The sequence below is a fragment of the Marinomonas sp. TI.3.20 genome (genome assembly GCF_038155025.1).
GTDB classification, from domain to species: domain Bacteria; phylum Pseudomonadota; class Gammaproteobacteria; order Pseudomonadales; family Marinomonadaceae; genus Marinomonas; species Marinomonas flavescens.
In genome coordinates this window covers 277,357-303,099 of sequence record NZ_JBAKAS010000003.1, presented here as the reverse complement: position 1 = coordinate 303,099, position 25,743 = coordinate 277,357, and the positions used below count along the sequence as shown (strand labels likewise).

Sequence of the window (25,743 nt, the reverse complement as noted above, 5' to 3'; positions counted from 1 at the left end):
GAGGATAATTTGATTATTCTTAAATTAGGTTTAGTGGTATCAAAATGAGTGTTGTTGAATCAGCAAATCCCATCGAGTTTACTTCGGCGGCGGCAGCTAAGTTGCAAACTCTGATTGAAGAAGAAGAAAATGATCGACTTATGTTGCGGGTTTACGTGACGGGTGGAGGTTGTTCTGGCTTTCAGTATGGTTTTACGTTTGATGAAGAGCATCAAGAAGACGATACGGAAGTTAAGCGTGATGGTGTGAGCTTAGTGGTGGACCCATTGAGCTTTCAATATCTAGTTGGCTCAGAAGTCGATTATAAAGAAAATCTAGAAGGTTCTCGATTTACCGTTCAGAACCCTAATGCGACATCGACTTGTGGTTGTGGCGCAAGTTTTAGCATCTAGACTGATGTTGGAATTTTAAAAAGGCTCTTCATTTGAAGGGCCTTTTTTATTGGTTTTTTTTGTTCTGAGTTAACCGTTCTGTTTTTAAGAAAACTATGCTTTTGTGTAGAGGTAATTTGCTTTTTTACCGTTATCTTGTAAAGCATCAGAATTGCCGTCTAGCGGATGGTAATGGCCAGTGTATAAAAGCCCTATTTTTTTATCACCAAGTACAACGGGTTTAAGTGTTGCACCTTGAACTCTCCATAGTCTTAATCCAAAGATGTTAGGTGTTTTTATGTCTTCTTCAGAGGGTGGTGGCGTGAGAAGAGGGTATAAGCTTGATAATTGATCTGGTTCGCCATCTTGATCCAATAGGATGTGGTAGTAAGTCACCTGTTGGCTAATGAACTCAGGAGTGTAGGGCGTTCTAAGTAATGGCAATGTGTTTTCTTTTGGTAAGAGAAAAAATATAGCAGGGACTTCTGGTGAGCCTTGGTGTGCAGATAGCACCACAGTCATATCGACAGTGTTTCCATAGGTAGGCTTAACGGGGATATGGAATTTCAATTGCTTAGGTGGAGGCTGTTTTTTGATTTCAGGTTCTTGATAGCTGCTTGTGTCTGGTTGCGCACTGTCCGTTTGGATTTTGCTCGGTGGGACTTGTAAAAATATCTGCCATTCTTTGTGCTCTATATTAAGTTCTTCAGGCGATAGAATGAGAAGTTTTTCATTTAAAATGTGGTTGAGAATGTGTTCAATAAGGTTGGCGAAAATACTGGACGACGCTGTTAAGGGTGATTTTTGATGGCTGTCTAGGTGGATTTCTTTTACTTCATGAGCTTCAGGGCTTAAATCCACGGAGTCATTAGACGCAGTAAAAGGACGGCTTTTCACCTTGCTTGGATGTTTTGCTGTAGTAGGTTGAGCGCCAGCTCTATTTAAAGCTTCTATAAATAGCATGGAATGTATCCTTTACTAAGGTGTAAAAGGATATCGGCTCGTTTTAAGAAGAGTTTAGTGAAATAGCCTATTTTTTAAACAGTTCGGCTATTTCACTATATTGTCTTAACGAAGCAAGTTGGAGAGTTTTGGATTTGCTTCTAAAGCCGCTCGGTAAAAAAGTGCCACTTTACCAATCGTTTGAACTACTTCACATTTCATGATTTTGCTGATTTCGGCAATCAGTGCTGTTCTTACTTCACGATCCATGACGCTAATGCGTATTTTGATCAGCTCGTGATCTTCTAGGGCGCGGTCTATCTCGGTTAATACAGATTCCGTTAAGCCATTTCCTGCAATCATGACAACAGGGTTAAGGGCGTGACCAATTAAGCGATATTGCTTTTTTTGTGCGTTTGTCAGACTCATAGTAAAATTTTCTCATATTAGTTAACCCTCTTTATTGGAGGCTTTAGAGGTTAAGCGATATTATAGCGGAATATTGACTGATTTAGGTATGATGAAAACGTGGCAAGATCAAAAAGTAGCAATAATTGGATGAAGGAACATTTTGACGATCCGTATGTCAAAAAATCCCAACAAGATGGTTATCGCTCTAGAGCAAGTTATAAGCTGATAGAGATAAACGATAAAGACAAGTTATTTCGTTCGGCTATCCGAGTGGTTGATTTAGGTGCGGCGCCTGGTGGCTGGTCTCAAGTCGCAGCGAAGTTAGTTGGAGATAACGGTACTGTGGTGGCGTCTGATATTTTAGAAATGTCACCTTTACCAGGTGTTACCTTTATACAGGGAGATTTTACTGAGCAAGAGGTTTACGAAGCAATTTTGGCTGAAATGGGGGATGAGAAAGCAGATCTTGTAATTTCAGATATGGCCCCCAATATGAGTGGTAATAGTGCGTCTGATCAGCCTCAAGCCATGTATCTTGTTGAACTGGCTTTGGATATGGCGGGGCAAGTGTTGCGTCCCGGCGGGAACTTCTTGGTGAAAGTGTTTCAAGGAGAGGGTTTTGATGAATATCTCAAGGCTATGCGTGCGCAGTTTGCGAGCGTTGTAACACGAAAACCGGAAGCATCGCGAGCTCGTAGCCGCGAAGTTTATTTACTAGGAAGACAATACAAAGGTTAATTAAGCGTGTTCTGGTACTGTATACTAGAAACATCAAATATAACCGTTTAGAGGTGTGCTCTTGAACGATATGCTAAAAAATATACTGTTGTGGTTGGTTATTGCAGCTGTGCTGTTAACCGTATTCAACAATTTTGATACGAAATCTGATACAAAACGAATTGCTTATTCTGAATTTGTTAAAGAAGTTCATGATGGCCGTATTGCAAAAGCGGTAGTTGATGGTTACACCATCAGCGGAACACGAACTAGCGGTGATACTTATGAAACTGTTCGCCCAGCGGCGTCAGATCCTAAAATCATGGATGACATGTTAAGCAATAAGGTTGTTGTTGAAGGTAAAATGCCTGAAAGCCGAAGCATTTGGACTCAATTGTTGATTGCTAGTTTTCCTATTTTGTTGATTTTGGCTATTTTCATGTTCTTTATGCGCCAAATGCAAGGCGGCGGCGGTGGAAAAGGCGGCCCGATGTCCTTTGGTAAGTCAAAGGCGCGCTTATTACCAGAAGACCAAATTAAAACAACATTTGCGGATGTCGCAGGTTGTGATGAAGCAAAAGAAGACACCGAAGAATTGGTTGATTTCTTGAGAGAGCCAAGCAAGTTCCAGCGTTTGGGGGGTAAAATTCCTCGTGGTATCTTGATGAGTGGTCCTCCAGGTACGGGTAAAACATTGCTTGCTAAAGCCATTGCGGGTGAAGCAAAAGTACCTTTCTTTACTATTTCTGGTTCTGACTTTGTTGAAATGTTTGTTGGTGTTGGTGCATCTCGTGTGCGTGACATGTTTGAACAAGCGAAGAAACATGCTCCTTGCATCATCTTTATAGATGAAATTGATGCGGTGGGTCGAAATCGTGGTTCCGGTATGGGCGGCGGTAACGATGAGCGCGAACAAACATTGAACCAACTATTGGTTGAAATGGATGGTTTTGAAGGTAATGAGGGTATTATCGTTATTGCGGCGACTAACCGCCCTGACGTGCTAGACCCTGCGTTGCTTCGTCCTGGTCGTTTTGATCGCCAGGTGCAAGTGGGCTTACCTGATATTCGTGGTCGTGAACAAATCCTTAAAGTGCATTTGCGTAAAGTGCCTTGTGATGATGATGTTGAGCCAAAAAATATTGCACGTGGTACGCCAGGTTTCTCTGGTGCGGATTTGGCAAACTTAGTCAATGAAGCGGCGTTGTTTGCAGCCCGTTCTAATCGCCGTTTGGTGAATATGGAGCAGCTGGAATTGGCGAAAGATAAAATCCTCATGGGCGCAGAGCGTAAAACCATGGTGATGAATGAGAAAGAGAAGCTAAATACGGCTTATCATGAAGCAGGTCATACCATTATTGGTTATTTAATGCCTGAGCATGATCCTGTCTATAAAGTGTCCATTATTCCTCGTGGTCGCGCCTTAGGTGTGACTATGTATTTGCCAGAAGAAGACAAATACAGCGTGAGTAAAACAGGTCTTGAAAGCCAAGTTTGTAGTTTGTATGGCGGTCGTATTGCGGAAGAAATTATCCATGGTTTTGATGGTGTTTCTACTGGTGCGTCGAACGATATTGAGCGGGCAACAAGCATTGCGCGAAATATGGTTACGAAATGGGGCTTATCTGAAAAGCTGGGTCCATTCGCATACGAAGAAGATGATAACAGTGGTGGCTATATTTCAGGTCCTACAGGAAGCAAAGCTAATTACTTTTCTCCTGAAACGGGCAAAATAATTGACGCTGAAGTTCAAGATATTATTACTCGCTGTTATTCTAAATCAACGCAAATACTGAATGATAATCGCGATAAATTGGAAGTGATGGCTGAAGCTTTGATGCATTATGAAACAATTGATGCGAAGCAAATTAAAGAAATAATGGATGGTAAAAAACCGTCTCCACCGGAAGGTTGGTCTGACTCTAGTGGTAATTCACCAGATAAAGATTCAGATAAAAAAGAGCCGGTAGCAGAAGCTGATGACGCTGAAAAAAGTGATGATTTAGATGCTTCACTAAACCAAGCAAATGAAGTTTCTCCTAAAACAACGGGTGAGTCTTAACTTACTCGTTATCTTCTTCGGATAATTCATGTCTGTTATGAACTTTGGAGGCAGGTCTCTCGACCTGTCTCTTCCTCATGTGATGGGGATACTTAATGTAACACCCGACTCCTTTTCGGATGGCGGTTCTTATAATTCCTTAGATTTAGCATTGCAGCAAACTAGTAAGATGATCTCCGAGGGTGCCAGCTTTATTGATGTGGGTGGCGAGTCTACACGTCCCGGTGCAACTCCCATTTCTATTCAGGAGGAAATGGATCGTGTACTTCCTGTTGTCGAGGCTATAAAGCAACGTTTTGATGTTGTTGTTTCGGTTGATACTAGTACGCCAAGTGTGATGACTTGTTCTGCGCGTTTAGGTGCGGGTCTTATTAATGATGTTCGTGCATTAGAGCGAGAGGGAGCTATTGACGCTGCTGCTCAAACGGGTTTGCCTGTCTGCCTCATGCATATGAAAGGCAGTCCAGGAACTATGCAGAATGACCTTGTGTATGACTCCGTGGTCGATGAAGTTACTGCGTATTTAATGGCTCGCGTTGCTGCGTGTGAGGTTGCTGGTATTCATCGAGATAAGCTTATCCTAGATCCAGGTGTTGGTTTTGGAAAGTCTTTGGAGCACAATCTCACGTTATTGAATCATACCGTTGATTTTACAAGGAAAGGGTTCCCAGTATTGATAGGACTATCTCGAAAAACCATGATAGGGGATGTGCTGGGTGCCTCTGTTGAAAATCGCCTTTATGGGTCTATGGGGGCGAATGCTTCAACTTACTCGCAAGGTGCTCGTATTTTTAGGGTTCATGATGTGAAGCCTCATGTCGAAATGTTGGAATTGATGTACAGAATAGAGAGGGAGAGCTAATGCGTAAGTATTTTGGTACAGATGGTATTCGAGGTAAAGTAGGCAAAGCGCCGATTACACCTGAATTTATGTTGAAACTTGGCTGGGCTGCAGGTCAAGTATTTAAAGAGAATGATAAGAAAATCCTTATCGGTAAAGACACTCGTATTTCTGGCTATATGTTTGAATCTGCATTGGAGGCTGGCATTGTTGCTGCTGGTGCGGATGTTCGTTTGGTTGGTCCTATGCCTACGCCGGCGATTGCTTATTTAACACGAACTTTTCGTGCCAGTGCTGGGATTGTTATCAGTGCTTCTCATAATCCTTATACAGATAATGGTATCAAGTTTTTTTCTGCTGAAGGTGGAAAAATTTCTGATGAGATAGAAGAACGGATTGAGTACTTTCTAGAACAGCCAATGGAAGTGGTTGAGTCTAGTTTAATTGGTCGAGCTAGACGCATTGAAGATGCGGCTGGGCGATACATTGAATATTGTAAAGGCACTTTTCCAATTGGTCTTCAGCTTAGTGGCTTAAAAATTGTGGTTGATTGTGCGGATGGCGCAACATACCACGTTGCACCACGCGTATTTTCTGAGCTAGGCGCGGATGTTGTGGCTATTGGTATTAGTCCCGATGGGCTTAATATTAATGAAGTGAGTGGCGCAACTAAGCCTGAGCTTCTGCGTGAAACTGTATTGGCTGAGAAAGCAGATATTGGTATTGCACTGGATGGTGATGGCGATCGATTGATTTTGGTTGACCATAACGGTGTGGTTCGCGATGGTGATGATATTTTGTATGTTATCGCTAATCATTTAATGCAAACTGGCCGTTTCAGTGGCGGTGTTGTTGGCACCTTGATGAGTAACTTTGGTCTTGAATTGGCTTTTTCGGAAAGTGGCATAGGCTTTAGTCGGGCTGCTGTTGGCGATCGTTATGTTAATGAAAAGCTGGTTCAACATGGCTGGGTGTTAGGTGGGGAGCCATCAGGGCACATTGTTTGTCGGTCTATCACGACAACAGGCGATGGTATTATTGCGGCACTGCAAGTGCTTAGAGCAATGATTGAAGAAGAGAAAACGCTTGAGCAGTTATTGAAGGGGTTGGTGAAGTTTCCTCAAAAACTGAAAAATATACGAGTAGAAAAGCGTTTTGTACCCACTGAAATTCCATCTTTGCAAAAAGCTGTTGCTGTTGCGAATGAGCGCTTAAATGGTCTAGGTCGAGTGCTGCTTAGGGCATCTGGCACTGAGCCTTTGATTCGAGTAATGGTCGAAGGGCGTGATGATGAAACAGTTGATGAGCTAATAGACTATTTGGTGGCGGAAGTGAATGCGGTCGTCTCTCAGTAGTGTAGTTTGCTTATCTGTTGTGTTTTTTTCTATGGTAAAAATAAATGCTTGAAACAATGCGCTCCATTCCATAGAATGGGCGCCTCGAATTTAAGGGTTAGGTTATGATTCGCCAAAAAATAGTTGCTGGTAACTGGAAGATGAATGGCTCAGCTGAGTCAATTAAAAATCTTGTAGACGGTCTACTTAAGGCAGATCAATCTAACTCAGAAATGGTTGTATTCCCTTCATTTCCTTATTTGCATTTATTTTCTACTTTGTGCGGGAATAGTGATTTAATCAAACTTGCTGCGCAAAATGTCAGTGAAAAGGAAAGCGGTGCTTTTACTGGTGAAGTGTCTGCGTCTATGTTGCAGGATTTCGATGTTAAGTATGTACTAGTTGGGCACTCCGAACGTCGTTCCATTTATGGTGAAACGGACAGTATCGTAGCGTTAAAAGTGCAATCCTTGCTAAAGAAAGATTTTACTCCAATGCTTTGCATCGGCGAAACATTGGAAGAGCGTGAGTCTGGCCAAACATTGTCAGTTTGCGAAAAGCAAATTCAGGCAGTTTTAGATTTGGTCGGTATCGAGGCGTTTAATAATATCGTAATTGCTTATGAACCAGTATGGGCGATTGGAACAGGATTATCAGCGACACCGGAACAGGCGCAAGAAGTGCATTGTGGGATTAGGTCTTTTATAGCTAAGTCCTCAGAGTCTATTGCTCAGCGTGTTCAGATTTTATATGGCGGCAGTGTAAAAGCATCAACTAGCCATGCTTTGTTTGCTATGCCGGATATAGATGGTGCGTTGGTTGGTGGTGCATCGCTTGATGCAGAAGAATTTTTAGAAATAGTAAAAGCGGCAGGTTAATTAATGGAAGCACTTGTTTTAGTTTTGCATGTATTGGCTGCGGTTATCATTATCGCCCTAGTATTGTTGCAACAAGGTAAAGGTGCGGATGCTGGCGCCTCTTTTGGTGGCGGCGCTTCTCAAACCGTATTTGGTAGCCAAGGTAATAGTAGTTTCTTTGGTCGTATGACAGCTGTGTTTGCGTTAGTATTTTTCTTAACAAGTTTTGGCTTAGCTTATTTTGCTAGTGAAAAAGCAAAGGGTGTTTCAGGTGCACTTGACCTGGCTCCAGTAGCAGCTCAAGTTCATGATGCAGTTGATATGCCTAAATTAGGCGATGATACGAAAAAAACCTCAAATACTAATTCTGATTTACCAAGTACTAAATAGTAAATTAGAAAGTAGTGTGTTTATGCCGATGTGGTGGAATTGGTAGACACGCCACCTTGAGGGGGTGGTGGCCTGTAGGCTGTGCCGGTTCGAGTCCGGCCATCGGTACCAATATTGAGTTGATGCTATAATTCCTGTATAGTGTCGTTAGTTTGTCGCGGGGTGGAGCAGTCTGGTAGCTCGTCGGGCTCATAACCCGAAGGTCGTTGGTTCGAATCCAGCCTCCGCAACCAATTTTTATTCAGTATTGTGTTTAGGAATAACAAACCATTTACGGATGGTTGCTCTCTTAAGATCCTATTAAGTCGAGCGTTAAGGACCCCTATATGGGGTTTTTTGTTATCTGGACTGTGACTGGTTATAAATGGAAATGGGCCTCGAGCCCGTTTTTTGTTTCTGCATAATTAAGAATATACCGTTTCGGAGAGAGCGATTGTCAGCGAAATATACGATTTTAGAAGAACTAATCCGACCTGTTGTAGAAGGTTTGGGGTTTCAATTTTGGGGGATGGAATATTTATCGCAGGGTAAAGATTCTGTGCTACGCATTTTTATCGAAACCGAAGCCGAGAAAGGGATAGATGTAGAGGATTGTGCTCAAGTCAGCCGACAAGTCAGCTCTATCCTAGACGTTGAGGACCCAATAACAGGGGAATATAACTTAGAAGTATCTTCACCTGGTTTAGATCGTCCCTTGTTTGATCTAATTCAATATCAGGCTTATGTCGGATCGATTGTTTCTCTGCGTTTGCGTGTCCCTTTTGATGGACGACGTAAATTTAAAGGACAGTTAATGGGTATCGAAAATGACGATATCGTTATCCGTGTTGACCAAGAAGAATACCTATTGCCAATCGACTTGATCGAAAAGGCAAATGTTGTTCCACAATTTTAAAAATTAACCTTGAAGAGAGGCTAAAAGGATGAGCAAAGAGATTCTTTTGGTAGTAGAAGCAGTTTCCAACGAGAAAGACGTTCCGAAACAAGTTATTTTCGAAGCCGTTGAAATTGCTTTAGCTAGTGCTGCCAAACGTCGTTTTGAAGAAGACGCCGTTATTCGTGTTTCTATTGATCAACGTACAGGTGATTATAAAACATACCGTCAATGGAATATTGTTGCTGATGAAGACTATTCAACACCGGCTTTAGAATTAACAATAGACGACTCTGAAGAGCAAAATCTTGGAGTTGGCATTGGTGAAATCTACGAAGAAGAAGTAGAGTCCGAAGAGTTTGGACGTATTGCTGCGCAAACAGCAAAACAAGTGATCGTGCAAAAAGTACGCGAAGCTGAGCGCGCTAAAGTCGTCGCTCGTTATGCTGAGAAAGTAGGCAAGCTTGTTCATGGTCAAGTGAAGAAAGTGACTCGTGAAAGTTTGATTATTGATCTTGGTGAAAATGCGGAAGCGGCGTTGCCAAAAGATCAGCTTATTTCGCGTGAAACTTTCCGTATGAATGATCGGGTTCGTGCATTATTACTTGAGATTCGCGAAGATAGTCGCGGCCCTCAATTGATTTTGTCGCGTAATTCACCAGCGTTCATGATTGAGTTGTTTCGCTTAGAAGTACCAGAAATTTCTGAAGAAATGATTGAAATTCGCGGCGCTGCTCGTGACCCAGGTCTACGTGCAAAAATTGCAGTAAAAACCAATGATCGCCGTATTGATCCTATTGGTGCTTGTGTTGGTATGCGTGGCGCTCGAGTGCAAGCGGTATCAAATGAAATGAATGGAGAAAGAGTTGATATTGTTCTTTGGGATGATAATCCAGCTCAATTAGTCATCAATGCTATGTCACCTGCTGAAGTTGATTCTATTGTCATTGATGAAGATGCGCATTCTATGGATGTTGCTGTTAAAAGTGACAATCTTGCGCAAGCCATTGGCCGAAATGGCCAAAATGTTCGTCTAGCGTCTACATTGACTGGTTGGTCTTTGAATGTGATGACCAGCGAAGATGCTGAGGCGAAACAGCAGGAAGAATCGCAGAAGTTGATCGACTTGTTTGTTGAAAGCTTGGAAATTGACGACGATTTGGCGATTCAAATGGTTGAAGAGGGATTTACTTCCTTAGAGGAAGTTGCGTACGTCCCAATGGAAGAAATGTTAGACATCGACGGATTTGATGAAGATTTAGTGAACGAACTGCGATCTCGAGCAAAAGAAGCCTTGTTAAACAAAGCGCTTCAAGCGCAAGAACAGTTGGATGGTGCTAAGCCAGCAGCTGACTTGTTGGAGATGGACGGTATGGATAACCATCTTGCTCTTGTGCTTGCGTCTAAAGGCGTGATCACAATGGAAGATCTTGCTGAGCAATCTGTTGATGAACTATTGGACATTGACGACATGACAGCAGAACGAGCAGGGACTTTGATCTTAACCGCTCGAGCACCTTGGTTTGCTGAATCTGAATAAAATCTGAGTACATAAGGGGGAACTTAATGACAGTTCAAACCGTAAAGATACTATCCGAATTGGTGAAAACGCCAATCGATAAGCTACTAGCTCAGATGAAAGACGCTGGCCTTCCTCAAAAGAGTGAAAGTCAAGAAGTCTCTGATGTTGAAAAGCAAATACTGTTAAACTACTTAAAACGCCAACATGGTGACGAAGATGATGGGGCGCAGCGCATTACATTGCAGCGCAAAAAAACCAGCACTTTATCTCGTAATGACGGTGGTAAAGCAGTAAATGTTGCAGTTAAGAAAAAGCGTACTTATGTGAAACGCAGCGACGGCGATGAAGAGCTTCAGAAGCAACAAGAAGTTCTAGCGCAAAGTCAGGCGGCAGAGCAGGCGCGTATAGAGGCCGAAGAACAAGCTCGTCTCGAAGCTGAACGTAAACTTGAAGCAGAGAAGGCGGCAAAAGCTAACGCTGAAGCCGAAGAAAAAGCACGTCAGGAGGCTGTAAAAAATACACCTTCAAATGCTGATGTGCAAAACGATACGGAGCAGAAAAACTCCGGTATAGGAGCGGCAGAACCCGTGGAAGCACCAAAACAGCCTAAAGTGACGAAAAAAACGTCTCAACCAGCGATGGATAATAAAAAATCGCCAGTTGCGCCTAAAGGTAAAAAAGGAGCACCTCGTCAAGAGGGTGAAAACAAACCTCGAGGCCGTAACGCCTCAGACAATAAGCGCTCACGTGTGAATGTGAATGTGAATGGCGACGATGACTATGCGCGTCGTGGCAAGCTTGGTCGTAAGGGGAAAAAACCTTCTAAACAAGAGCACGGTTTCCAACGACCGACAGTTGCTAAAATCCATGAAGTTGCTCTACCGGAAAGTATTACGGTTGCAGAGCTTGCTGAAAAAATGACAGTTAAAGCGGCTGAAGTGATCAAGGTTTTGTTTAAAATGGGCGCTATGGCGACTATAAATCAAACTATTGACCGCGATACAGCAACATTGATCGTTGAAGAAATGGGTCACACCGTTAAGTACATCGATGAAAATGCCGTTGAAAACGACATGATTGAAGCGATCGATTACGAAGGTGAAGCGATCAAGCGTGCGCCAGTTGTGACGGTAATGGGTCACGTAGATCACGGTAAAACGTCTCTACTTGATTACATTCGTACAACTCGTGTTGCGGCAGGCGAATCTGGTGGTATTACACAGCATATCGGTGCTTACCACGTTGAAACACCACATGGCATGATCAGTTTTCTAGATACACCTGGACACGCTGCATTTACTTCCATGCGTGCACGTGGTGCGAAATCTACGGATATCGTTATCCTAGTTTGTGCCGCTGACGATGGTGTTATGCCACAAACTATTGAAGCGATTCAGCATGCTCGTGCTGCTAACGTTCCTATGGTTGTCGCTATGACTAAGATCGATAAAGAAGGCGTTGACATCGATCGTGTTAAGAACGAATTAGTTGCGCAAGAAGTGGTTCCTGAAGAATGGGGCGGTGACGTTCAATTTATCGGTGTATCTGCTAAGTCTGGTGAAGGTATTGAAGCGCTTTTAGAAGCGGTTCTATTACAAGCTGAAGTACTTGAATTAACAGCCGTACCTAGTTCTCCTGGTAAAGGTGTTGTGGTTGAGTCTCGTCTTGATCGCGGTCGCGGTTCTGTTGCTACTTTGTTGGTTCAGAACGGTACTTTACGCAAAGGCGATGTTGTTTTAGCTGGTCTACAAATGGGACGTGTTCGTGCCTTGTTGGACGAAAATGGCGAAGCAATTGAAAGTGCGGGTCCTTCTATTCCTGTTGAAATATTGGGTCTAGACGGCACGCCAGAAGCCGGTGAAGAATTCATCGTTGTTGCGGATGAGCGTAAAGCGCGTGAAGTCGCTAACTTCCGTCAAGGCAAATACCGCGAAGTTCGCTTTGCTCGTCAGTATTCTGCGAAATTAGAGAACTTGTTCTCTGAAATGGGTAAAGACGAAGTTCGTACGCTTAACGTTGTGCTTAAAGCCGATGTGCGTGGTTCTTTGGAAGCCTTGATCAAGTCATTGACTGATTTGAATACAGATGAAGTGCAAGTAAACGTTGTTTCTAGCGGCGTTGGTGGTATTACTGAAACAGATGCAACATTAGCACTTGCTTCTGATGCGGTTATCTTTGGTTTCAACGTTCGTGCAGATACATCTGCTAAACAGTTCATTGAACGTGAAAGCATTGATCTTCGTTATTACAGCATTATCTATAATATTATCGATGATGTGAAATCAGCTTTGTCTGGCATGTTGTCTCCTGATCTTCGTGAAGATATCCAAGGTACTGCGGAAGTGCGTGATGTATTCCGCTCGCCTAAGTTCGGCTTGATTGCTGGCTGTATGGTTGTCGAAGGTACGGTATACCGTAACAAGCAAATTCGTGTATTGCGTGATGATGTTGTTATTTACGAAGGGGAACTTGAGTCTCTTCGCCGCTTCAAAGATGTGGTTAACGAAGTCAGCAAAGGCATGGAATGTGGTATCGGTGTGAAGAACTACAACGATGTTAAGGTAGGCGATAAAATCGAGGTTTTTGAAACCGTCGAAGTTGCGCGTACTCTTTAATAGGGCAAAATCATGGCAGGCGAATTTAGTCGTACTAGTCGGATTGGTGACCAGCTCCAAAAGGAGCTGGCGTCCTTGATCCAGTTTGAAGTAAAAGACCCACGTTTAGGGTTGGTTACTATCAACGAAGTGCGTGTAGCCAAAGATTTGGGCTATGCGGACATTTATTACACTGTTTTAGGCAAAGACGATCAGCCAGAAGTGTTGGCTGAAAATCAAGAAGCGCTAGACAGTGCAAAAGGTTTCTTACGAGGCCGTTTGGCAAAAGAAGTAAAACTTCGAGTGATGCCACATTTGCGCTTCCATTATGACCAGAGTGTGGTCAATGGTTCACGAATGTCTGCTCTGATTGACGAAGTAATTCGTGATGATGAAGCAAAAAACGGTAACGAAAGCGAGTAATTGGTCGGTATGTCTAAAACAAAATGGCGTTCAGTAGACGGTATTGTACTACTGAACAAGCCTATCGGTTTAAGTTCAAATCAGGCGTTACAGCGAGTTCGTCGTTTGTACCGGGCAGCTAAAGCAGGCCATACAGGCGCTTTAGATCCATTGGCAACAGGAATGTTGCCTTTGTGTCTGGGAGAGGCGACGAAATTTTCGCAGTTCCTTTTAGACGCTAATAAGCGTTATCTAACCTGCATCCAACTTGGCAAAAGAACCACAACGGGAGATCGTGAAGGCGACGTGCTGACCGAGGAGCCCATTCCGGATTTAACGGAAGAGGCGATTGAGTCTGTACTGGATCGTTTTCGTGGTGACATAGAACAAATTCCCCCAATGTATTCTGCGCTAAAGCACGAAGGCAAACCTTTGTATGAATACGCTCGCAAAGGCATTGTCATCGAACGCAAACGTAGGAAAGTGACTATTTCTGATCTGACTTTAGTGTCAAGAACGGAAGATTCGCTGACCTTGGATATTCAGTGTTCTAAAGGAACCTATATTAGAACGATTGGCGAAGATATTGGTGAAGCGTTAGGTTGCGGTGCGCACTTGAAGTCTTTGCATCGTATCTCAACGGCGGGATATTCCCCAGAAGGAATGTTAACCCTTGAAGAGTTTGAGGCGATTGCAGAGCAGGGTGAAGCCGCGCTTGATGCTTACTTAATGCCAATGGATTCGGCGGTTGAGTACTTAGAACGCATAGAACTACCTACCCTTGATACGAAGGATATGTTGTTCGGTCGTACTGTTTCTAGCCCTATCTCATTAGAGGAAGGCTGCTTGGTGAGACTCTACGATCAGGACAGTCAAGATTTCCTTGGATTGGGTAAAATCAAAGAGACAAATATTCGCCCACAGCGTCTATTAAATACCAGCGAGAGCGCGAATAAATAGCAGTGAGTTCTGCTAAAAAGAGTGTTAAACTTGCTGGCTATAGGGTGACTGAAAATATGCTCGGCTTCCCTTTATTTTTTATAGCATATTAATTTGGAGTTATAGATTATGGCATTAACTGCAGTATCAAAAGCAGCATTGGTTAAAGAGTTTCAAGTAGCGGAAGGCGACACTGGTTCTCCTGAAGTTCAAGTAGCATTGTTGACTAAGAACATCGAAGGTCTTCAAGGTCACTTTAAAACTCATATCCATGACCACCATTCTCGTCGCGGTCTAATTCGCATGGTAAACCAACGTCGTAAATTGTTGGATTACCTTAAGCGTAAAGACGCTGCACGTTACACTAGTTTGATCAAAAAACTAGGTCTGCGTCGCTAAGACTGAGAAAGGGCCATAAGTTATTATGGCCCTTTTTTTATTGGTCTCCCAAGGGACAGCCTGTACTTCATATGTGTTTTTCTTGTTACGAGAAAACAAGGCGACAAGAGTGCATATGAGTACTGGCTTTAAAAGAAGATCTTTGGGAGAAAGTAATTTTTTTAATGAAAAGGAATACGTGTGAGTATTACGACAAAAACTTTCCAGTTCGGTAACGATACCGTAACGCTAGAAACAGGCCGCATTGCTCGTCAAGCAACCGGTGCTGTTCTTTGTACTATCGGTGATGCGCAAGTTTTAGCCACTGTTGTTGGTTCAAAAACAGCTAAACCAGGTCAAGACTTTTTCCCATTGTCTGTTCATTACCAAGAGCGTGCTTACGCAGTTGGTAAAATTCCAGGTGGTTTCCTAAAACGTGAAGGTCGTCCTTCTGAAAAAGAAACACTGACTTCTCGTCTGATCGACCGTCCAATTCGTCCATTGTTTCCAAAAGGTTACATGAACGAAGTTCAGGTTGTTTGTATGGTTATGTCAACAAACACTAACTTAGACGCTGACATCGCGGCTATGTTGGCAACGTCTGCCGCATTGACAATTTCTGGTATTCCATTCAATGGTCCTATCGGTGCAGCGCGCGTTGGTTTTAACGATGAGTCTGGTTACATCCTTAACCCAAGCTACTCTGATCTAGATGGTTCTTTACTAGACATGGTTGTTGCGGGTACAAAAGACGCTGTCCTAATGGTTGAATCTGAAGCTCAAGAGCTAACAGAAGACGAAATGTTAGGTGCGGTGCTTTATGCTCATAAAGAAATGCAATCTGCTATTTCTGCTATCACCGAATTCGCTGCTGAGTGTGCTAAACCTCGTTGGGAATGGGAAGCGGAAACGGTTAACGCTACTTTGACTGATGCATTAGCAACAGGCTATGCGGCACAAATCGAAGAAGCTTACGGCATCAGTGAAAAAATGGCACGCTACGCTAAACTTGGTGAAGTTCGTGCTGCTGCAGTCGCTGCCTTGGTTACTGAAGAAGGCGAGTTCTCTGAATCTGATGTGACAGGCGCTTTCTCTAAACTTGAGAAACGCACTGTTCGTCGTCGTGTTATTGACGGTCAGCCTCGTATCGATGGTCGTGACAACAAAACTGTTCGCCCAATCAACGTTGAAGTTGGTTTGTTGAGCAAAACTCACGGTTCTGCTTTGTTTACACGTGGTGAAACTCAGGCGATTGCGACTTGTACTCTAGGTACTAGCCGTGATGCTCAAATGTCTGATGGTCTAGCTGGCGAAAACAAAGACAGCTTCATGTTGCATTACAACTTCCCTCCATACTCTGTAGGTGAATGTGGTCGTATGGGCGGCGTTGGTCGTCGTGAAATCGGTCACGGTCGTCTAGCACGTCGTGGTGTTCAAGCGGTATTGCCTTCTGAAGATGAATTCCCATACACAATTCGTATCGTGTCTGAGATCACTGAATCAAACGGTTCAAGCTCAATGGCTTCTGTTTGTGGTGCGTCTTTGTCTATGATGGACGCTGGTGTTCCTCTTAAAGCACCGGTTGCTGGTATTGCAATGGGTCTTATTAAAGAAGACGACGGCTTTGCAGTATTGACTGATATCTTAGGTGATGAAGATCATCTTGGCGATATGGACTTTAAAGTAGCGGGTACCGAAGAAGGTATTACTGCACTTCAAATGGACATTAAAATCGAAGGTATCAATGAAGAAATCATGGATATCGCATTAACTCAAGCAATGGAAGCGCGTAAACACATTTTGCGTGAAATGGCTGTTGTTATTGGTTATGCGCGTCCTGAAGTTTCTCCAAATGCGCCATCTATGGCAACGATCAAAATTGATCCAGAAAAAATCCGTGATGTAATCGGTAAAGGTGGTGCGATGATTCGTTCCATTACTGAACAAACGGGCGCCTCTATCGATCTAGATGATGATGGTACAGTACGTATTTATGCTGCGGATAAAGCGGCGTCTGATGCGGCTTTATTGAAGATCCATGAAATCACTGCAGAAGCAGAAATCGAAAAGCTTTACAAAGGTAAAGTGGTTCGTCTTGCTGAATTCGGTGCGTTCGTGAACATTCTTCCTGGCAAAGATGGTTTGGTTCATATTTCTCAAATCGCAGAAGAGCGTATTCGCGCTGTTTCAGACTTTTTGTCTGAAGGCCAAGACGTCATTGTTAAAGTACTAGATGTTGATGCGCGCGGTCGTATTAAATTGTCTATGAAAGACGTTACTGAAGAAGAAAAAGCGAACTTTACTGAATAAGTTAGTTTGGTAATAACGTTTAAAAAAGGTGCCTTCTGGCACCTTTTTTTGTTTTTATAATATGAATTCGTCTACTATACAAAGAATCTAAACTATTTATATGAGAGTGAAGTTATGATGAAGCTTAAGTTACTTGGTGTTGCAGCAGTGGCGTTGTTATTGGTCGCATGTAGTTCAAAAGAAGTGCTTACTCAAGCTGAGCCTGTGCCTGACTGTGTGTTTGCAGATGGTTCCAATAAAGCCGCGCCTCAGTGGGTTTGTGGTGCGCCAGTTGAAGGTGTTGAGCTCTCTGCTGTCGGATATAGTGAAAAATCAGCCGCTGGTCCAAATTATATGAAACAAATGGCGGCAACCGCTGCGCGTGTTGAGTTGGCTCAAGTGTTGAGTTTAAATTTGCAAAACATGGTAAAACAATACGTAGAAACGACGGGAGCTGGCGATGCTGAAAGCGTTGACCGTGTAAACAGTGTTGTGACTAAACAAGTGACAGAACAAACGCTTGTAGGGTCGCGTGTATTGCGTCAGTTGCCAACGCCAAGTGGCGGCTTGGTGGTATTAGTTGGTTTAGATCCTAAACAAACAGAAAATATATCAGCAGATATTTTGCGAACTTCAATGAAAAATAACCAGGCTATTTATCAGAAATTACAAGCAAAAAAGAGCTTTGATGAGCTAGCAACAGAGATAGCGAAACAAAAAGTTCAGTAACGTCATAAGCGATAAGTAAGGAGGAAGCATAAGCTTTCTTCTTACTTATCTTTAGATGCAAGATTGCGTTTACTCGTCTTCAGGGAAAATTGGAGTGGGTTTTTTATTTGCGTCAATTGCGACAAAGTTGAAATGCCCGGTAATTGCTCTGGTACGTTTATCGCTGTCTAATGCCTCCAGAAATATAGAGACTTCTACTTTTAAAGATGTCCTACCGACATTAACAACACGAGCAACCAGTTCAATTAAAATACCTGAAGGAATAGGTTGTGTGAAATTTATTTGTTCAGTAGAGATAGTAACAACAGGTTTCCTCGCAAAACGGGTTGCGGCAATATAAGCAACTTCGTCCATCCATTGTAAGGCGATTCCGCCAAACAGTGTGTCATAGTGGTTGGTGGTTCCAGGAAAAACCATTTTTGCGACGCGGGTTTCAGAAATTTCTTCACGTTTTTGGATTAGTAGCTTGTTCATATTAATTCGTATATTTCCTCAAGTCGTATTGGCAGTGGGTTGCTTGCTGATGCTCAATGGCTGTACTTCTCGGTATCAGCCAGAGTCATTGTTAATGGCTTACGTAAATGATCTATCCCGCTCGAAATACATACAAATTACCGTGCCAGACTTTGTTTCACCTGATTTGTATCCGCCTTTACAGCAGAGACAGCAAGCCTTAACTCAATTTGACGTTAGCATACTTGATTTTCTCTCATTACAGCAGTGTGACGTGGGTTTTTTAGTCGGTGAGAAAAATAGCGTGCTAGGTCGAGTCATGCCTACCAGTCAGCGTTTTTTATATGAGATTAATATCATTCGAGCGATTGAGTCATGCCCTATTGAAAATACTCAATTGGCAAATAAGCTTAAGAGTGTTGCTGAGATTAAGCGAAAAGAGCTGCCAATGGCTTTTACTAATGCACTGTTTAATAGTGCAGAAGGACAAACTTTTTTTAGTTTGTCTAATGGCTTTATACCACTTAACAATGACTTATCTCATTACCAAACCTTGCTTGCTTCATTGCGTGATATTAATGCTGTTGGTGAGCAGTTATCGTCTTTACCCAGAATAAAGGGCAAGGTGTTTGAGGGGGATCTTAAAGCACTAAGCGACAGTGAATACGCTGGGCAATTGATTTACAGTGTGGCGCAACTGAGTCGATTCTTGGAAGCCGTATCAAATGCAATAAATAATCTGTCGCCTGATGTTTGTGGGCCTCCAGTGGTATTCCTTAAACAACAGTTTGAGCGGCATTACATTAAGGTCATACAGCCATATATGGCAAAAATAAATGGCAGTGCTTATCAAATATTGCCTTTAATTGAGCAAGCAGCAGCAGTGGGTAAGCCCTTACCAGTCGCACTGAATTCGTACCTGTCTAGAGTGTCGTTGGGGCAACAGGGAAGTCTCTGGGGGCGTTATCAACTTGCTTCTCAGCATCATGCACAGGCTTGGAGTCGGTTATTTCATCGTTGTGATATGGCTTTAACCACGGGTCGTTAGATAGATATTAAATACGGGTATTTATTTGGCTTTCTAGTGCTTCTACTGTGTTGTATTGATAAGGCATACCTTGCGCTAAGGGTTCTTCATTTAATGCCTTGAGCAAAGCGATATTGGCAGATGGATTGTCAATAATGCCGCTAGAAAACTGGATTGGACGAATAATCGCGTGAGGCTCGTGAATACTACGAGTGTCAGATGCATCCATGATAGCAGGGCCGGGTTGGCTGAATAGGCTCATTAATAAAGCAAATTGAGCATTACCAGATACAGGTTTGCCAGCCGTATTGCTCTGGGTTAACTGTGTCTGGACGACGTCTCTAATGTTCATGTTACGCTCTCATGCTGCTGTTGCTAACGCTATCGGCCGTTTAAGTGATTAGGTTAGAGAAAAGTGAATAAATATTTATTGCTCAAGTGACAACTCTTTAGCGATTTATTTTATCTTCGTGAAAAGTTGAGGTTGGCGAATATAATTGGAATGGGTTGATATTGTTTTAATGTTATTTATAGCTCAAAAGCTAGAAGCGTCGTACTATAATGCATATAGATCAATTGCTTTTTTGAATATGGCTATGACTTTTATATGTCGCCACAGGGCGGTCGGGACATTTGATACATGCATGATATTAATGAGCTGATAGACAATGTAAGGCACAATGAAAGAATTGCGCTTAAGTTTTTTGAGATTGAGCGTTGTATTTTGTCTATTGGTCGTTGTGATCAGTTTGTTTCCACACTTACTCGAGAAGTTCAAAAGCAATTTAACGTGCCTTACGTTTGGGTGAATTTAATCAATGAAGCCCCTTTATCTCATCTCATTGAAGCCTTAGAGAAAACGCCGGATTTGAGAGATCGTGTGCTTTTTACTCGTCGTCATGTGATGATTGATATCATTAAGTCCAGTAACAAAACCGTATTGGTTAATAACGATCTTGCGGGATGTCATGAGATTATTCCTCCTGTCTATCGAGATATCATATCGTCAATGGCGGTTTCTCCATTAACGATTGACGGAGAGTTGGTTGGTTTATTTTGTCAGGCCGATTCCGACATTACTCGTTATGATGCCGAGACGAAAGATACTTTCTTGTTGGATCAGTTGGCGATTAAAATCTCTATCTGTTTAAGCAATGTGACAGCCCGCGAAAAACTAGAATATTTGGCCACGCGAGACCCTTTGACTGGACTGTTAAATCGTCGTCAGTTGGAGCTTATGTTGGATCGTGAATTTTCTCGATCGAAGCAACAACAAAGAGATTTGACCGTTGTTTTTATCGACTGTGATGCCTTTAAGTCAATCAATGATACGCTAGGCCACAATTGTGGTGATGAGGTATTGGAATACATAGCCAAACGTTTGCTAAAATATGTGCATAAGCAGGGTTTAGCATTTCGTTTTGCTGGTGATGAATTTGTTTTTGTGACGCCAGGAAAGAGTTACGATCAGGCGCTATTGATTGCTGATTCAATTCATGAATACCTACAATCTAATCCGCTAAAATATAAGTCTAATTTAGTACCTATTACCATCAGCTACGGCGGTGCTAGTGTGATCAGTGATTCGCCTACAAGCTATAAGCATCTGTTGAAGCTGGCAGATGAACGATTGTATGATTATAAAAATAATCGTAAGCGGCTGGTGCCAACAAAAGTCTTTAAATTTCTAAATAGAATCAAATAAAATGTAATTTTATTACATTTTATTCCACCAGAATTCCAGTTTTCGGTATTTTTCAGTGTTATTTTGTTATAAAATTTCAAAAAAATCAGATAGGGTCCATTTATGTCCCACGCTTTGATCGCCGATTTAGGCGGCACCAATGCTCGATTTGCTCTTGTTCCAATACACGAATATATTCCTCAGGAAGTTCGTGTATTTGCCTGTAAAGACTACAACACTTTTTTTGACGCTGCGTCTGATTACATCAATAGCTGTAGTGTCGATATGGATAATATTGACGCCATCGTGCTCGCGATTGCAGGTCCAGTGGACCTACCTATTATTCGCTTTTCTAATAATTCTTGGCAGTTTACGCGAGCAGAAGTGCAATCTTACTTCGGCGAACATAAAGCCGTGGCGCTATTAAATGACTTTGATGCGGTAGGACACTGTTTAGAGGTGCTTACGCCGGACGATTTGGTGGTTGTTGGTGAGTCGTCTACGGTCGATTCAAAAGAAGCATCTTGGGTTGTAGGGGCTGGAACCGGTCTCGGTGTTGCTTGTGTGGTGCCGCAGGATGTGGGACCTAATATCGTACTTTCTGGTGAAGGTGGTCATGTTGATTTGGCCACATGTAATGAGCAAGAAGATGATATTTTGCGCTTTTTGCGAACTCGTCATAAGCGAGTGTCGGCAGAGCGTGTTTTATCGGGGATGGGGTTAGAAAATATCTACGAGGCGTTAGCGGCTAAACAAAGTATCGATCGTAGATTAACAGCGCCAGAAATCGGCGCCGCGCTCAAAGCAGGTAATGATCCTATTGCAGAAGCGGCATTAGAGCAGTTTTTTGTGTTCTTAGGTCGAGTGATTGGTGATCTTGTGCTATCGGTGGAGTCTCGTGGCGGTGTGTATATTGCCGGCGGGATTGTGCCGCGTTATGTGAATGAAATTCTAAAAAGTGGCTTTCGTAATGCCATGCAAGAAAAAGGTCGTATGAAAGAATTTGTGTCACCGATTCCGACCTTTGTTGTTCTGTCTGAATACCCAGGGCTGATGGGATGCGCTTGTTACGCGTCTCATCTTGTATCGAAAGCCTAGACTAGTTGGAGAATGAAGAATATGAAGGCAAGTTTGAAAGCCTGTGATGTAGTGATCTTCGGTGGCGGTGGTGATCTTGCTATGCGCAAGTTGTTACCCGCGTTGTACCATCTTGAAATGGATGGATTGTTAGCACCAACAACACGCATTATTGGCGCCTCTCGACGAGAAATGAGTGCAGAAGATTATCAAGATAAAGTACGCGGAGCGCTGGACGAGTTTGTTCCTACAAGCGTGGGCGATGATAAGACCTGGTCTCAATTTAAAACGCGTTTAAGTTATGTGTCTGTCGATGCGCAGAAAGAATCTGACTTCTCGCGTTTAAATGACGATAAAGTAGGTGGTGATGACCGTGATGTTGTTTTCTATTTGGCAACATCTCCTAGTTTATTCGGTTCTATTTGTTCCTCATTGGCAACGCATGGTTTAAATAAAGAGCGTATGCGTGTTGTGTTAGAAAAGCCTTTAGGGCGTGATCTAGCCTCATCTAGAGCCATCAACAACGAAGTAATGGAAAACTTCACGGAGCAACAGGTGTTCCGTATTGACCATTATCTTGGCAAAGAAACAGTACAGAACCTGTTGGCGATTCGTTTTGGCAATACCTTATTCGAACCGCTTTGGGATAGTGCGCACATAGATAACGTGCAAATCACTGTGTCTGAAACGGTTGGTGTCGAAGGGCGTTGGGGATATTACGATGACGCTGGTGCGATGCGAGATATGGTACAAAACCATATTATCCAGTTGTTGTGCCTTGTGGCTATGGAGCCTCCAGGACGAATGGATGCGGATTCTGTTCGTGATGAAAAAATTAAAGTATTGAAGGCATTGCGTCCTATTGAGGGAGCAAATGCTTACACGAAAACCGTTCGTGGCCAATACGCTAAAGGTGTTGTGAATGGTAAAGAGGTAACTGGTTACTTTGATGAAGAAGGAAGTAACCCAGAATCTCGTACGGAAACTTTTGTTGCTCTACGTGCCGATATTGATAATTGGCGTTGGGCTGGCGTACCTTTCTACCTAAGAACGGGTAAGCGCCTTGGTCAGCGTTATTCTGAAATTGTTATTCAATATAAAACGGTACCGCACAGTATTTTTAGTGATGAAAGTAATCGTCAGCTGCAACGCAACGAGCTTATTATTCGTCTTCAGCCAGAAGAAAAAATATCTTTGACGGTCATGAATAAAGTGCCTGGCGCGAGTGAAGGGATGAACCTTCAGCCCGTTGATTTGAACTTAAGTTTGACTGAAGCCTTTCATAATAAACGTAGCCCAGAGGCGTATGAGCGTTTGCTTTTAGATGTAATGCGTAATGATGCGACATTGTTTATGCGCTATGACGAAGTGGAAGCCGCTTGGAAGTGGGTTGATGGCATTATGTCAGCGTGGAACCAAACCAGTGAGCGTCCAAAAGAATACGCTTCAGGTTCTTGGGGCCCTGCGGCTTCTATGGCATTACCGATTAAAGATGGCCGTAACTGGCACGACTATTAAGTTTAGAAGGAATAGATTATGACGACTTCATTAACTTCAGCTGAGGTTATGACAGCGACACCAGTAGTGCCTGTTATTGTAGTAGACAGTGTAGAGCAAGCCGTTGCGCTTGGTAAGGCTTTGGTTGCAGGTGGCGTTCCGGTTTTAGAAGTGACTTTGCGTACTCCTGTTGCTCTTGAAGCGATCACTGCGTTGCGAAAAGAAGTGCCTGAGGCCATTGTTGGAGCTGGTACTGTGTGCTCACGTGCACAGTATATTCAAGCGGTTGAGGCTGGTTCGCAATTTATAATCAGCCCAGGTATGACGGCTGATTTACTAGCAGTAGGTAAAGAATATGATGTTCCTTACTTACCTGCTGTAGCGACTATTTCAGATATTCTTTTGGGTATGGAGTATGGCTATGACCACTTCAAGTTTTTCCCAGCAGAAGTGAATGGTGGTGTGAAAGCGCTGAAAGCATTCGGCGGACCTTTGTCGCAAATTAAATTTTGCCCAACGGGTGGTATCGGTGCAAATAATTTCCGTGAATACCTTGCTTTACCAAATGTGCTTTGTGTTGGAGGTTCTTGGATTGTTCCAGCAGATTTAGTAAAAGCGGGTAAATGGGCAGAAATTACTGAATTAGCTAAATCGGTTAGTCAGTAGGCAGCGTTTTGTAAGTAGAAAGTGTAGAAAAGGGAAGGCGATTAGCCTTCCCTTTTTTTATCGCTTAGGATTTTTCATGAAGTGCAAGTTTAAAGATTTTCTTCGGCAAACTCTGCCAATCGGCTTCGCTCTATGCCATTAACGTGCATAACGCTAGCGTATTTAAAGGACTTACATTTTTCAACAAGGTAGGTTAATCCCGATGTTAGTGGGTTGATGTATTTGTTGTCGATTTGTGCAAGATTACCTAGGACAATGATTTTAGAATTGCTGCCTACTCTAGTAACAATCGACTTTAATTGAAACTGGGTTAAGCCTTGAGCTTCATCAATAATGATTAGTGCATTATTAAAAGAGCGTCCGCGCATAAAGTTAAGAGATTTAAACTGGATATTGGCTTTTTGTTTGACGTAATCAATGCTGCTAAAGGCATGCTCATCTGCGCCGTGTAAAATTTCTAGGTTATCATCAAAAGCGGCAAGCCATGGTGCCATTTTTTCTTCTTCGGTACCTGGTAAGAACCCAATATCTTCCGCCATCGGAGGTGTTGAGCGGGCCACAATTATTTTATTAAAGCGTTTTTCCTCCATCGTGACTTGTAGGCCGTAAGCAAGCGCTAGTAATGTTTTACCTGATCCGGCCGGGCCAGTCATGATCATTAGATCTGAATTGTCATGGCGTAGTAGATAAAAAGCCATGGCTTGCTCTAAGTTGCGAGGTTTAATCCCCCAAAAGCTTTGGTGCATGATACTTTGTTTGTTGATGTCTAAGATATAGAGGAAGTCTTTATCAATGTTGACGACAAAGCCGACGAAGTCTTCATCGTCAATGATAAACATATTGAGATAAAGGGTTGGCATACTGGATTTTTCAATTAAATGAATTGTATGAAGTCCATGAGATTCGGTTCGTACGTTGTTAACGGTAGACCAGAAGCTATTGGGAAATTGAATATAGCCTTTGCTCATTAGGTCGACATCATCAAGCACTTTGTCTTTTCTATAGTCTTCAACACGCTCTAGACCTGATCCTTTGGCTTTAATTCTCATGTTGATGTCTTTGGTAACAAGACAGACTGCGGCCCTTGGGCTGGTTGCTTGTAAGCTTAGGGCAACATTTATTATTCTATTGTCATTAGCGTGATCATGGTTTCCATTAAGAAAGGGAACGTTGTCGGTGTGGGTGATTTGCTGATCTGGAAAAACCGCGAGTGAGCCTTCGGTGGTTTTATCAGAAACGTCGTCTCCTGCGTGATTCGCTTGTTTGATAGGGACGCCACTTTGTAGTTCTTTAGGTGAGGCATCACCCACCATCTTATCAATAATATTAATAGCGAGTCGTGCTTCTCTGCTGACATCCTTATCACGTCTATCTTTTATGACGTCTAGTTCTTCTAGAACTGTCATAGGGATAACAACTTTATGCTCTGCAAATGCATAAATTGCTAAAGGGTCGTGAAGCAGTACATTGGTATCTAGAACGTAAATTTTTTCCATACAGCATTACTCCTTGGAACAAAAAAATTGTTATGAAGTTTTGATTGGTTAGAAAGTACGTGTTTGATTGGTGGGTTTGAAAAAATATTTAGGCGTAAAAAATGTCGAGTGCTTGTATTAGAGGCACTTGGTTGAGGTTTTGTTGAGCGTTTTTCTTGCTGAAAAACGTTCAGAAAATTGTCGTGTCTGTT

General features: G+C 42.7%; 25 protein-coding genes and 2 tRNA genes. 22 read left to right on the top strand and 5 right to left on the bottom strand.

Features of this window, described 5'->3' with window-relative positions:
* The first annotated feature begins 44 nt into the window (after positions 1-44).
* Entirely contained in the window at positions 45-392 is a 348-nt protein-coding gene (erpA, locus tag V6259_RS05630; RefSeq protein WP_133012641.1) for an iron-sulfur cluster insertion protein ErpA, read from the top strand.
* Between the two features lie 93 nt (positions 393-485).
* Here erpA and V6259_RS05625 read toward each other — a convergent pair whose 3' ends face one another.
* Both V6259_RS05625 and V6259_RS05620 read right to left on the bottom strand, forming a co-directional pair.
* Positions 486-1,334, bottom strand: a complete 849-nt coding sequence (locus V6259_RS05625) for a hypothetical protein (RefSeq protein ID WP_341583656.1) — start codon at positions 1,332-1,334, stop codon at positions 486-488.
* A gap of 105 nt (positions 1,335-1,439) precedes the next feature.
* Entirely contained in the window at positions 1,440-1,742 is a 303-nt protein-coding gene (locus tag V6259_RS05620; protein ID WP_133012643.1) for a YhbY family RNA-binding protein, read from the bottom strand.
* Positions 1,743-1,841: 99 nt separating this feature from the next.
* Between V6259_RS05620 and rlmE the strand changes: the two genes are divergently transcribed.
* The 16 genes from rlmE to V6259_RS05540 all read left to right on the top strand — a co-directional run bounded on the left by rlmE (position 1,842) and on the right by V6259_RS05540 (position 17,652).
* Entirely contained in the window at positions 1,842-2,462 is a 621-nt protein-coding gene (gene rlmE, locus V6259_RS05615) for a 23S rRNA (uridine(2552)-2'-O)-methyltransferase RlmE (protein ID WP_133012644.1), read from the top strand.
* 70 nt (positions 2,463-2,532) lie between these two features.
* Complete coding sequence (ftsH, locus tag V6259_RS05610) at positions 2,533-4,503, top strand: ATP-dependent zinc metalloprotease FtsH (protein WP_341583687.1); 1,971 nt, start codon at positions 2,533-2,535, stop codon at positions 4,501-4,503.
* A 28-nt stretch (positions 4,504-4,531) separates the two neighbouring features.
* Positions 4,532-5,365 (top strand): dihydropteroate synthase, encoded by an 834-nt coding sequence (folP, locus tag V6259_RS05605; protein ID WP_341583655.1) that lies wholly within the window; start codon positions 4,532-4,534, stop codon positions 5,363-5,365.
* Positions 5,365-6,699 (top strand): phosphoglucosamine mutase, encoded by a 1,335-nt coding sequence (glmM, locus tag V6259_RS05600; RefSeq protein WP_133012646.1) that lies wholly within the window; start codon positions 5,365-5,367, stop codon positions 6,697-6,699. The genes folP and glmM overlap by 1 nt, the downstream gene beginning before the upstream one ends.
* A 104-nt stretch (positions 6,700-6,803) precedes the next feature.
* Positions 6,804-7,556: a triose-phosphate isomerase gene (gene tpiA, locus V6259_RS05595; protein ID WP_341583653.1), complete on the top strand. Its 753-nt coding sequence runs from the start codon at positions 6,804-6,806 to the stop codon at positions 7,554-7,556.
* Positions 7,557-7,559: 3 nt separating this feature from the next.
* Positions 7,560-7,925 carry a preprotein translocase subunit SecG gene (gene secG, locus V6259_RS05590; RefSeq protein ID WP_133012648.1) on the top strand — a complete coding sequence of 122 codons (366 nt, stop codon included), beginning with the start codon at positions 7,560-7,562 and terminating at the stop codon, positions 7,923-7,925.
* A 24-nt stretch (positions 7,926-7,949) separates the two neighbouring features.
* A tRNA-Leu gene (locus V6259_RS05585) sits at positions 7,950-8,036 on the top strand.
* 45 nt (positions 8,037-8,081) lie between these two features.
* Positions 8,082-8,158: transfer RNA gene (locus V6259_RS05580), tRNA-Met, on the top strand.
* Between the two features lie 200 nt (positions 8,159-8,358).
* Positions 8,359-8,820: a ribosome maturation factor RimP gene (gene rimP, locus V6259_RS05575; RefSeq protein ID WP_133012649.1), complete on the top strand. Its 462-nt coding sequence runs from the start codon at positions 8,359-8,361 to the stop codon at positions 8,818-8,820.
* Between the two features lie 28 nt (positions 8,821-8,848).
* Positions 8,849-10,339 carry a transcription termination factor NusA gene (nusA, locus tag V6259_RS05570; RefSeq protein WP_341583651.1) on the top strand — a complete coding sequence of 497 codons (1,491 nt, stop codon included), beginning with the start codon at positions 8,849-8,851 and terminating at the stop codon, positions 10,337-10,339.
* A 26-nt stretch (positions 10,340-10,365) separates the two neighbouring features.
* Positions 10,366-12,936 carry a translation initiation factor IF-2 gene (infB, locus tag V6259_RS05565; RefSeq protein ID WP_341583650.1) on the top strand — a complete coding sequence of 857 codons (2,571 nt, stop codon included), beginning with the start codon at positions 10,366-10,368 and terminating at the stop codon, positions 12,934-12,936.
* Positions 12,937-12,948: 12 nt separating this feature from the next.
* The gene (gene rbfA / locus V6259_RS05560; RefSeq protein ID WP_115896791.1) at positions 12,949-13,338 is read left to right on the top strand and encodes a 30S ribosome-binding factor RbfA; all 390 of its coding nucleotides are present in this window, start codon (positions 12,949-12,951) and stop codon (positions 13,336-13,338) included.
* A gap of 9 nt (positions 13,339-13,347) precedes the next feature.
* Positions 13,348-14,277 (top strand): tRNA pseudouridine(55) synthase TruB, encoded by a 930-nt coding sequence (truB, locus tag V6259_RS05555; protein ID WP_133012652.1) that lies wholly within the window; start codon positions 13,348-13,350, stop codon positions 14,275-14,277.
* Positions 14,278-14,385: 108 nt separating this feature from the next.
* Entirely contained in the window at positions 14,386-14,655 is a 270-nt protein-coding gene (gene rpsO / locus V6259_RS05550) for a 30S ribosomal protein S15 (RefSeq protein ID WP_133012653.1), read from the top strand.
* Positions 14,656-14,835: 180 nt separating this feature from the next.
* Complete coding sequence (pnp, locus tag V6259_RS05545) at positions 14,836-16,944, top strand: polyribonucleotide nucleotidyltransferase (RefSeq protein WP_341583649.1); 2,109 nt, start codon at positions 14,836-14,838, stop codon at positions 16,942-16,944.
* 114 nt (positions 16,945-17,058) lie between these two features.
* The gene (locus tag V6259_RS05540) at positions 17,059-17,652 is read left to right on the top strand and encodes an LPP20 family lipoprotein (RefSeq protein WP_341583648.1); all 594 of its coding nucleotides are present in this window, start codon (positions 17,059-17,061) and stop codon (positions 17,650-17,652) included.
* Positions 17,653-17,721: 69 nt separating this feature from the next.
* Here V6259_RS05540 and V6259_RS05535 read toward each other — a convergent pair whose 3' ends face one another.
* Positions 17,722-18,126 carry an acyl-CoA thioesterase gene (locus V6259_RS05535; protein WP_133012655.1) on the bottom strand — a complete coding sequence of 135 codons (405 nt, stop codon included), beginning with the start codon at positions 18,124-18,126 and terminating at the stop codon, positions 17,722-17,724.
* On the opposite strand from V6259_RS05535, the gene V6259_RS05530 reads away from it, so the two are divergent.
* Positions 18,119-19,153, top strand: coding sequence for a DUF3080 family protein (locus tag V6259_RS05530; protein ID WP_341583647.1), 1,035 nt, complete (start codon positions 18,119-18,121; stop codon positions 19,151-19,153). The genes V6259_RS05535 and V6259_RS05530 overlap by 8 nt on opposite strands.
* 7 nt (positions 19,154-19,160) lie before the next feature.
* Here V6259_RS05530 and V6259_RS05525 read toward each other — a convergent pair whose 3' ends face one another.
* Positions 19,161-19,484 (bottom strand): hypothetical protein, encoded by a 324-nt coding sequence (locus V6259_RS05525; RefSeq protein WP_341583646.1) that lies wholly within the window; start codon positions 19,482-19,484, stop codon positions 19,161-19,163.
* Positions 19,485-19,772: 288 nt separating this feature from the next.
* Here V6259_RS05525 and V6259_RS05520 point away from each other — a divergent pair, with 288 nt between their 5' ends.
* The 4 genes from V6259_RS05520 (at position 19,773) to V6259_RS05505 (ending at position 24,056) form a co-directional block, all read left to right on the top strand.
* Positions 19,773-20,837 (top strand): diguanylate cyclase, encoded by a 1,065-nt coding sequence (locus V6259_RS05520; RefSeq protein WP_133012657.1) that lies wholly within the window; start codon positions 19,773-19,775, stop codon positions 20,835-20,837.
* A 102-nt stretch (positions 20,838-20,939) separates the two neighbouring features.
* Complete coding sequence (gene glk / locus V6259_RS05515) at positions 20,940-21,914, top strand: glucokinase (protein WP_133012658.1); 975 nt, start codon at positions 20,940-20,942, stop codon at positions 21,912-21,914.
* Positions 21,915-21,935: 21 nt separating this feature from the next.
* Entirely contained in the window at positions 21,936-23,411 is a 1,476-nt protein-coding gene (zwf, locus tag V6259_RS05510) for a glucose-6-phosphate dehydrogenase (RefSeq protein ID WP_133012659.1), read from the top strand.
* Between the two features lie 18 nt (positions 23,412-23,429).
* Complete coding sequence (locus V6259_RS05505) at positions 23,430-24,056, top strand: bifunctional 4-hydroxy-2-oxoglutarate aldolase/2-dehydro-3-deoxy-phosphogluconate aldolase (protein ID WP_133012660.1); 627 nt, start codon at positions 23,430-23,432, stop codon at positions 24,054-24,056.
* An 89-nt stretch (positions 24,057-24,145) separates the two neighbouring features.
* Here V6259_RS05505 and V6259_RS05500 read toward each other — a convergent pair whose 3' ends face one another.
* Positions 24,146-25,552: a PhoH family protein gene (locus tag V6259_RS05500; protein WP_341583645.1), complete on the bottom strand. Its 1,407-nt coding sequence runs from the start codon at positions 25,550-25,552 to the stop codon at positions 24,146-24,148.
* Between the last annotated feature and the right edge of the window lie 191 nt (positions 25,553-25,743).

Coding starts and splice junctions, on each gene's coding strand:
- folP (WP_341583655.1), top strand. CDS start 4,532: ATGTCTGTTATGAACTTTGGAGGCAGGTCTCTCGACCTGTCTCTTCCT.
- V6259_RS05620 (WP_133012643.1), bottom strand. CDS start 1,742: ATGAGTCTGACAAACGCACAAAAAAAGCAATATCGCTTAATTGGTCAC.
- glmM (WP_133012646.1), top strand. CDS start 5,365: ATGCGTAAGTATTTTGGTACAGATGGTATTCGAGGTAAAGTAGGCAAA.
- V6259_RS05625 (WP_341583656.1), bottom strand. CDS start 1,334: ATGCTATTTATAGAAGCTTTAAATAGAGCTGGCGCTCAACCTACTACA.
- V6259_RS05500 (WP_341583645.1), bottom strand. CDS start 25,552: ATGGAAAAAATTTACGTTCTAGATACCAATGTACTGCTTCACGACCCT.
- erpA (WP_133012641.1), top strand. CDS start 45: ATGAGTGTTGTTGAATCAGCAAATCCCATCGAGTTTACTTCGGCGGCG.
- glk (WP_133012658.1), top strand. CDS start 20,940: ATGTCCCACGCTTTGATCGCCGATTTAGGCGGCACCAATGCTCGATTT.
- V6259_RS05525 (WP_341583646.1), bottom strand. CDS start 19,484: ATGAACATTAGAGACGTCGTCCAGACACAGTTAACCCAGAGCAATACG.
- nusA (WP_341583651.1), top strand. CDS start 8,849: ATGAGCAAAGAGATTCTTTTGGTAGTAGAAGCAGTTTCCAACGAGAAA.
- V6259_RS05540 (WP_341583648.1), top strand. CDS start 17,059: ATGATGAAGCTTAAGTTACTTGGTGTTGCAGCAGTGGCGTTGTTATTG.
- infB (WP_341583650.1), top strand. CDS start 10,366: ATGACAGTTCAAACCGTAAAGATACTATCCGAATTGGTGAAAACGCCA.
- rbfA (WP_115896791.1), top strand. CDS start 12,949: ATGGCAGGCGAATTTAGTCGTACTAGTCGGATTGGTGACCAGCTCCAA.
- rpsO (WP_133012653.1), top strand. CDS start 14,386: ATGGCATTAACTGCAGTATCAAAAGCAGCATTGGTTAAAGAGTTTCAA.
- tpiA (WP_341583653.1), top strand. CDS start 6,804: ATGATTCGCCAAAAAATAGTTGCTGGTAACTGGAAGATGAATGGCTCA.
- V6259_RS05505 (WP_133012660.1), top strand. CDS start 23,430: ATGACGACTTCATTAACTTCAGCTGAGGTTATGACAGCGACACCAGTA.
- truB (WP_133012652.1), top strand. CDS start 13,348: ATGTCTAAAACAAAATGGCGTTCAGTAGACGGTATTGTACTACTGAAC.
- V6259_RS05535 (WP_133012655.1), bottom strand. CDS start 18,126: ATGAACAAGCTACTAATCCAAAAACGTGAAGAAATTTCTGAAACCCGC.
- secG (WP_133012648.1), top strand. CDS start 7,560: ATGGAAGCACTTGTTTTAGTTTTGCATGTATTGGCTGCGGTTATCATT.
- ftsH (WP_341583687.1), top strand. CDS start 2,533: ATGCTAAAAAATATACTGTTGTGGTTGGTTATTGCAGCTGTGCTGTTA.
- V6259_RS05520 (WP_133012657.1), top strand. CDS start 19,773: ATGCATGATATTAATGAGCTGATAGACAATGTAAGGCACAATGAAAGA.
- zwf (WP_133012659.1), top strand. CDS start 21,936: ATGAAGGCAAGTTTGAAAGCCTGTGATGTAGTGATCTTCGGTGGCGGT.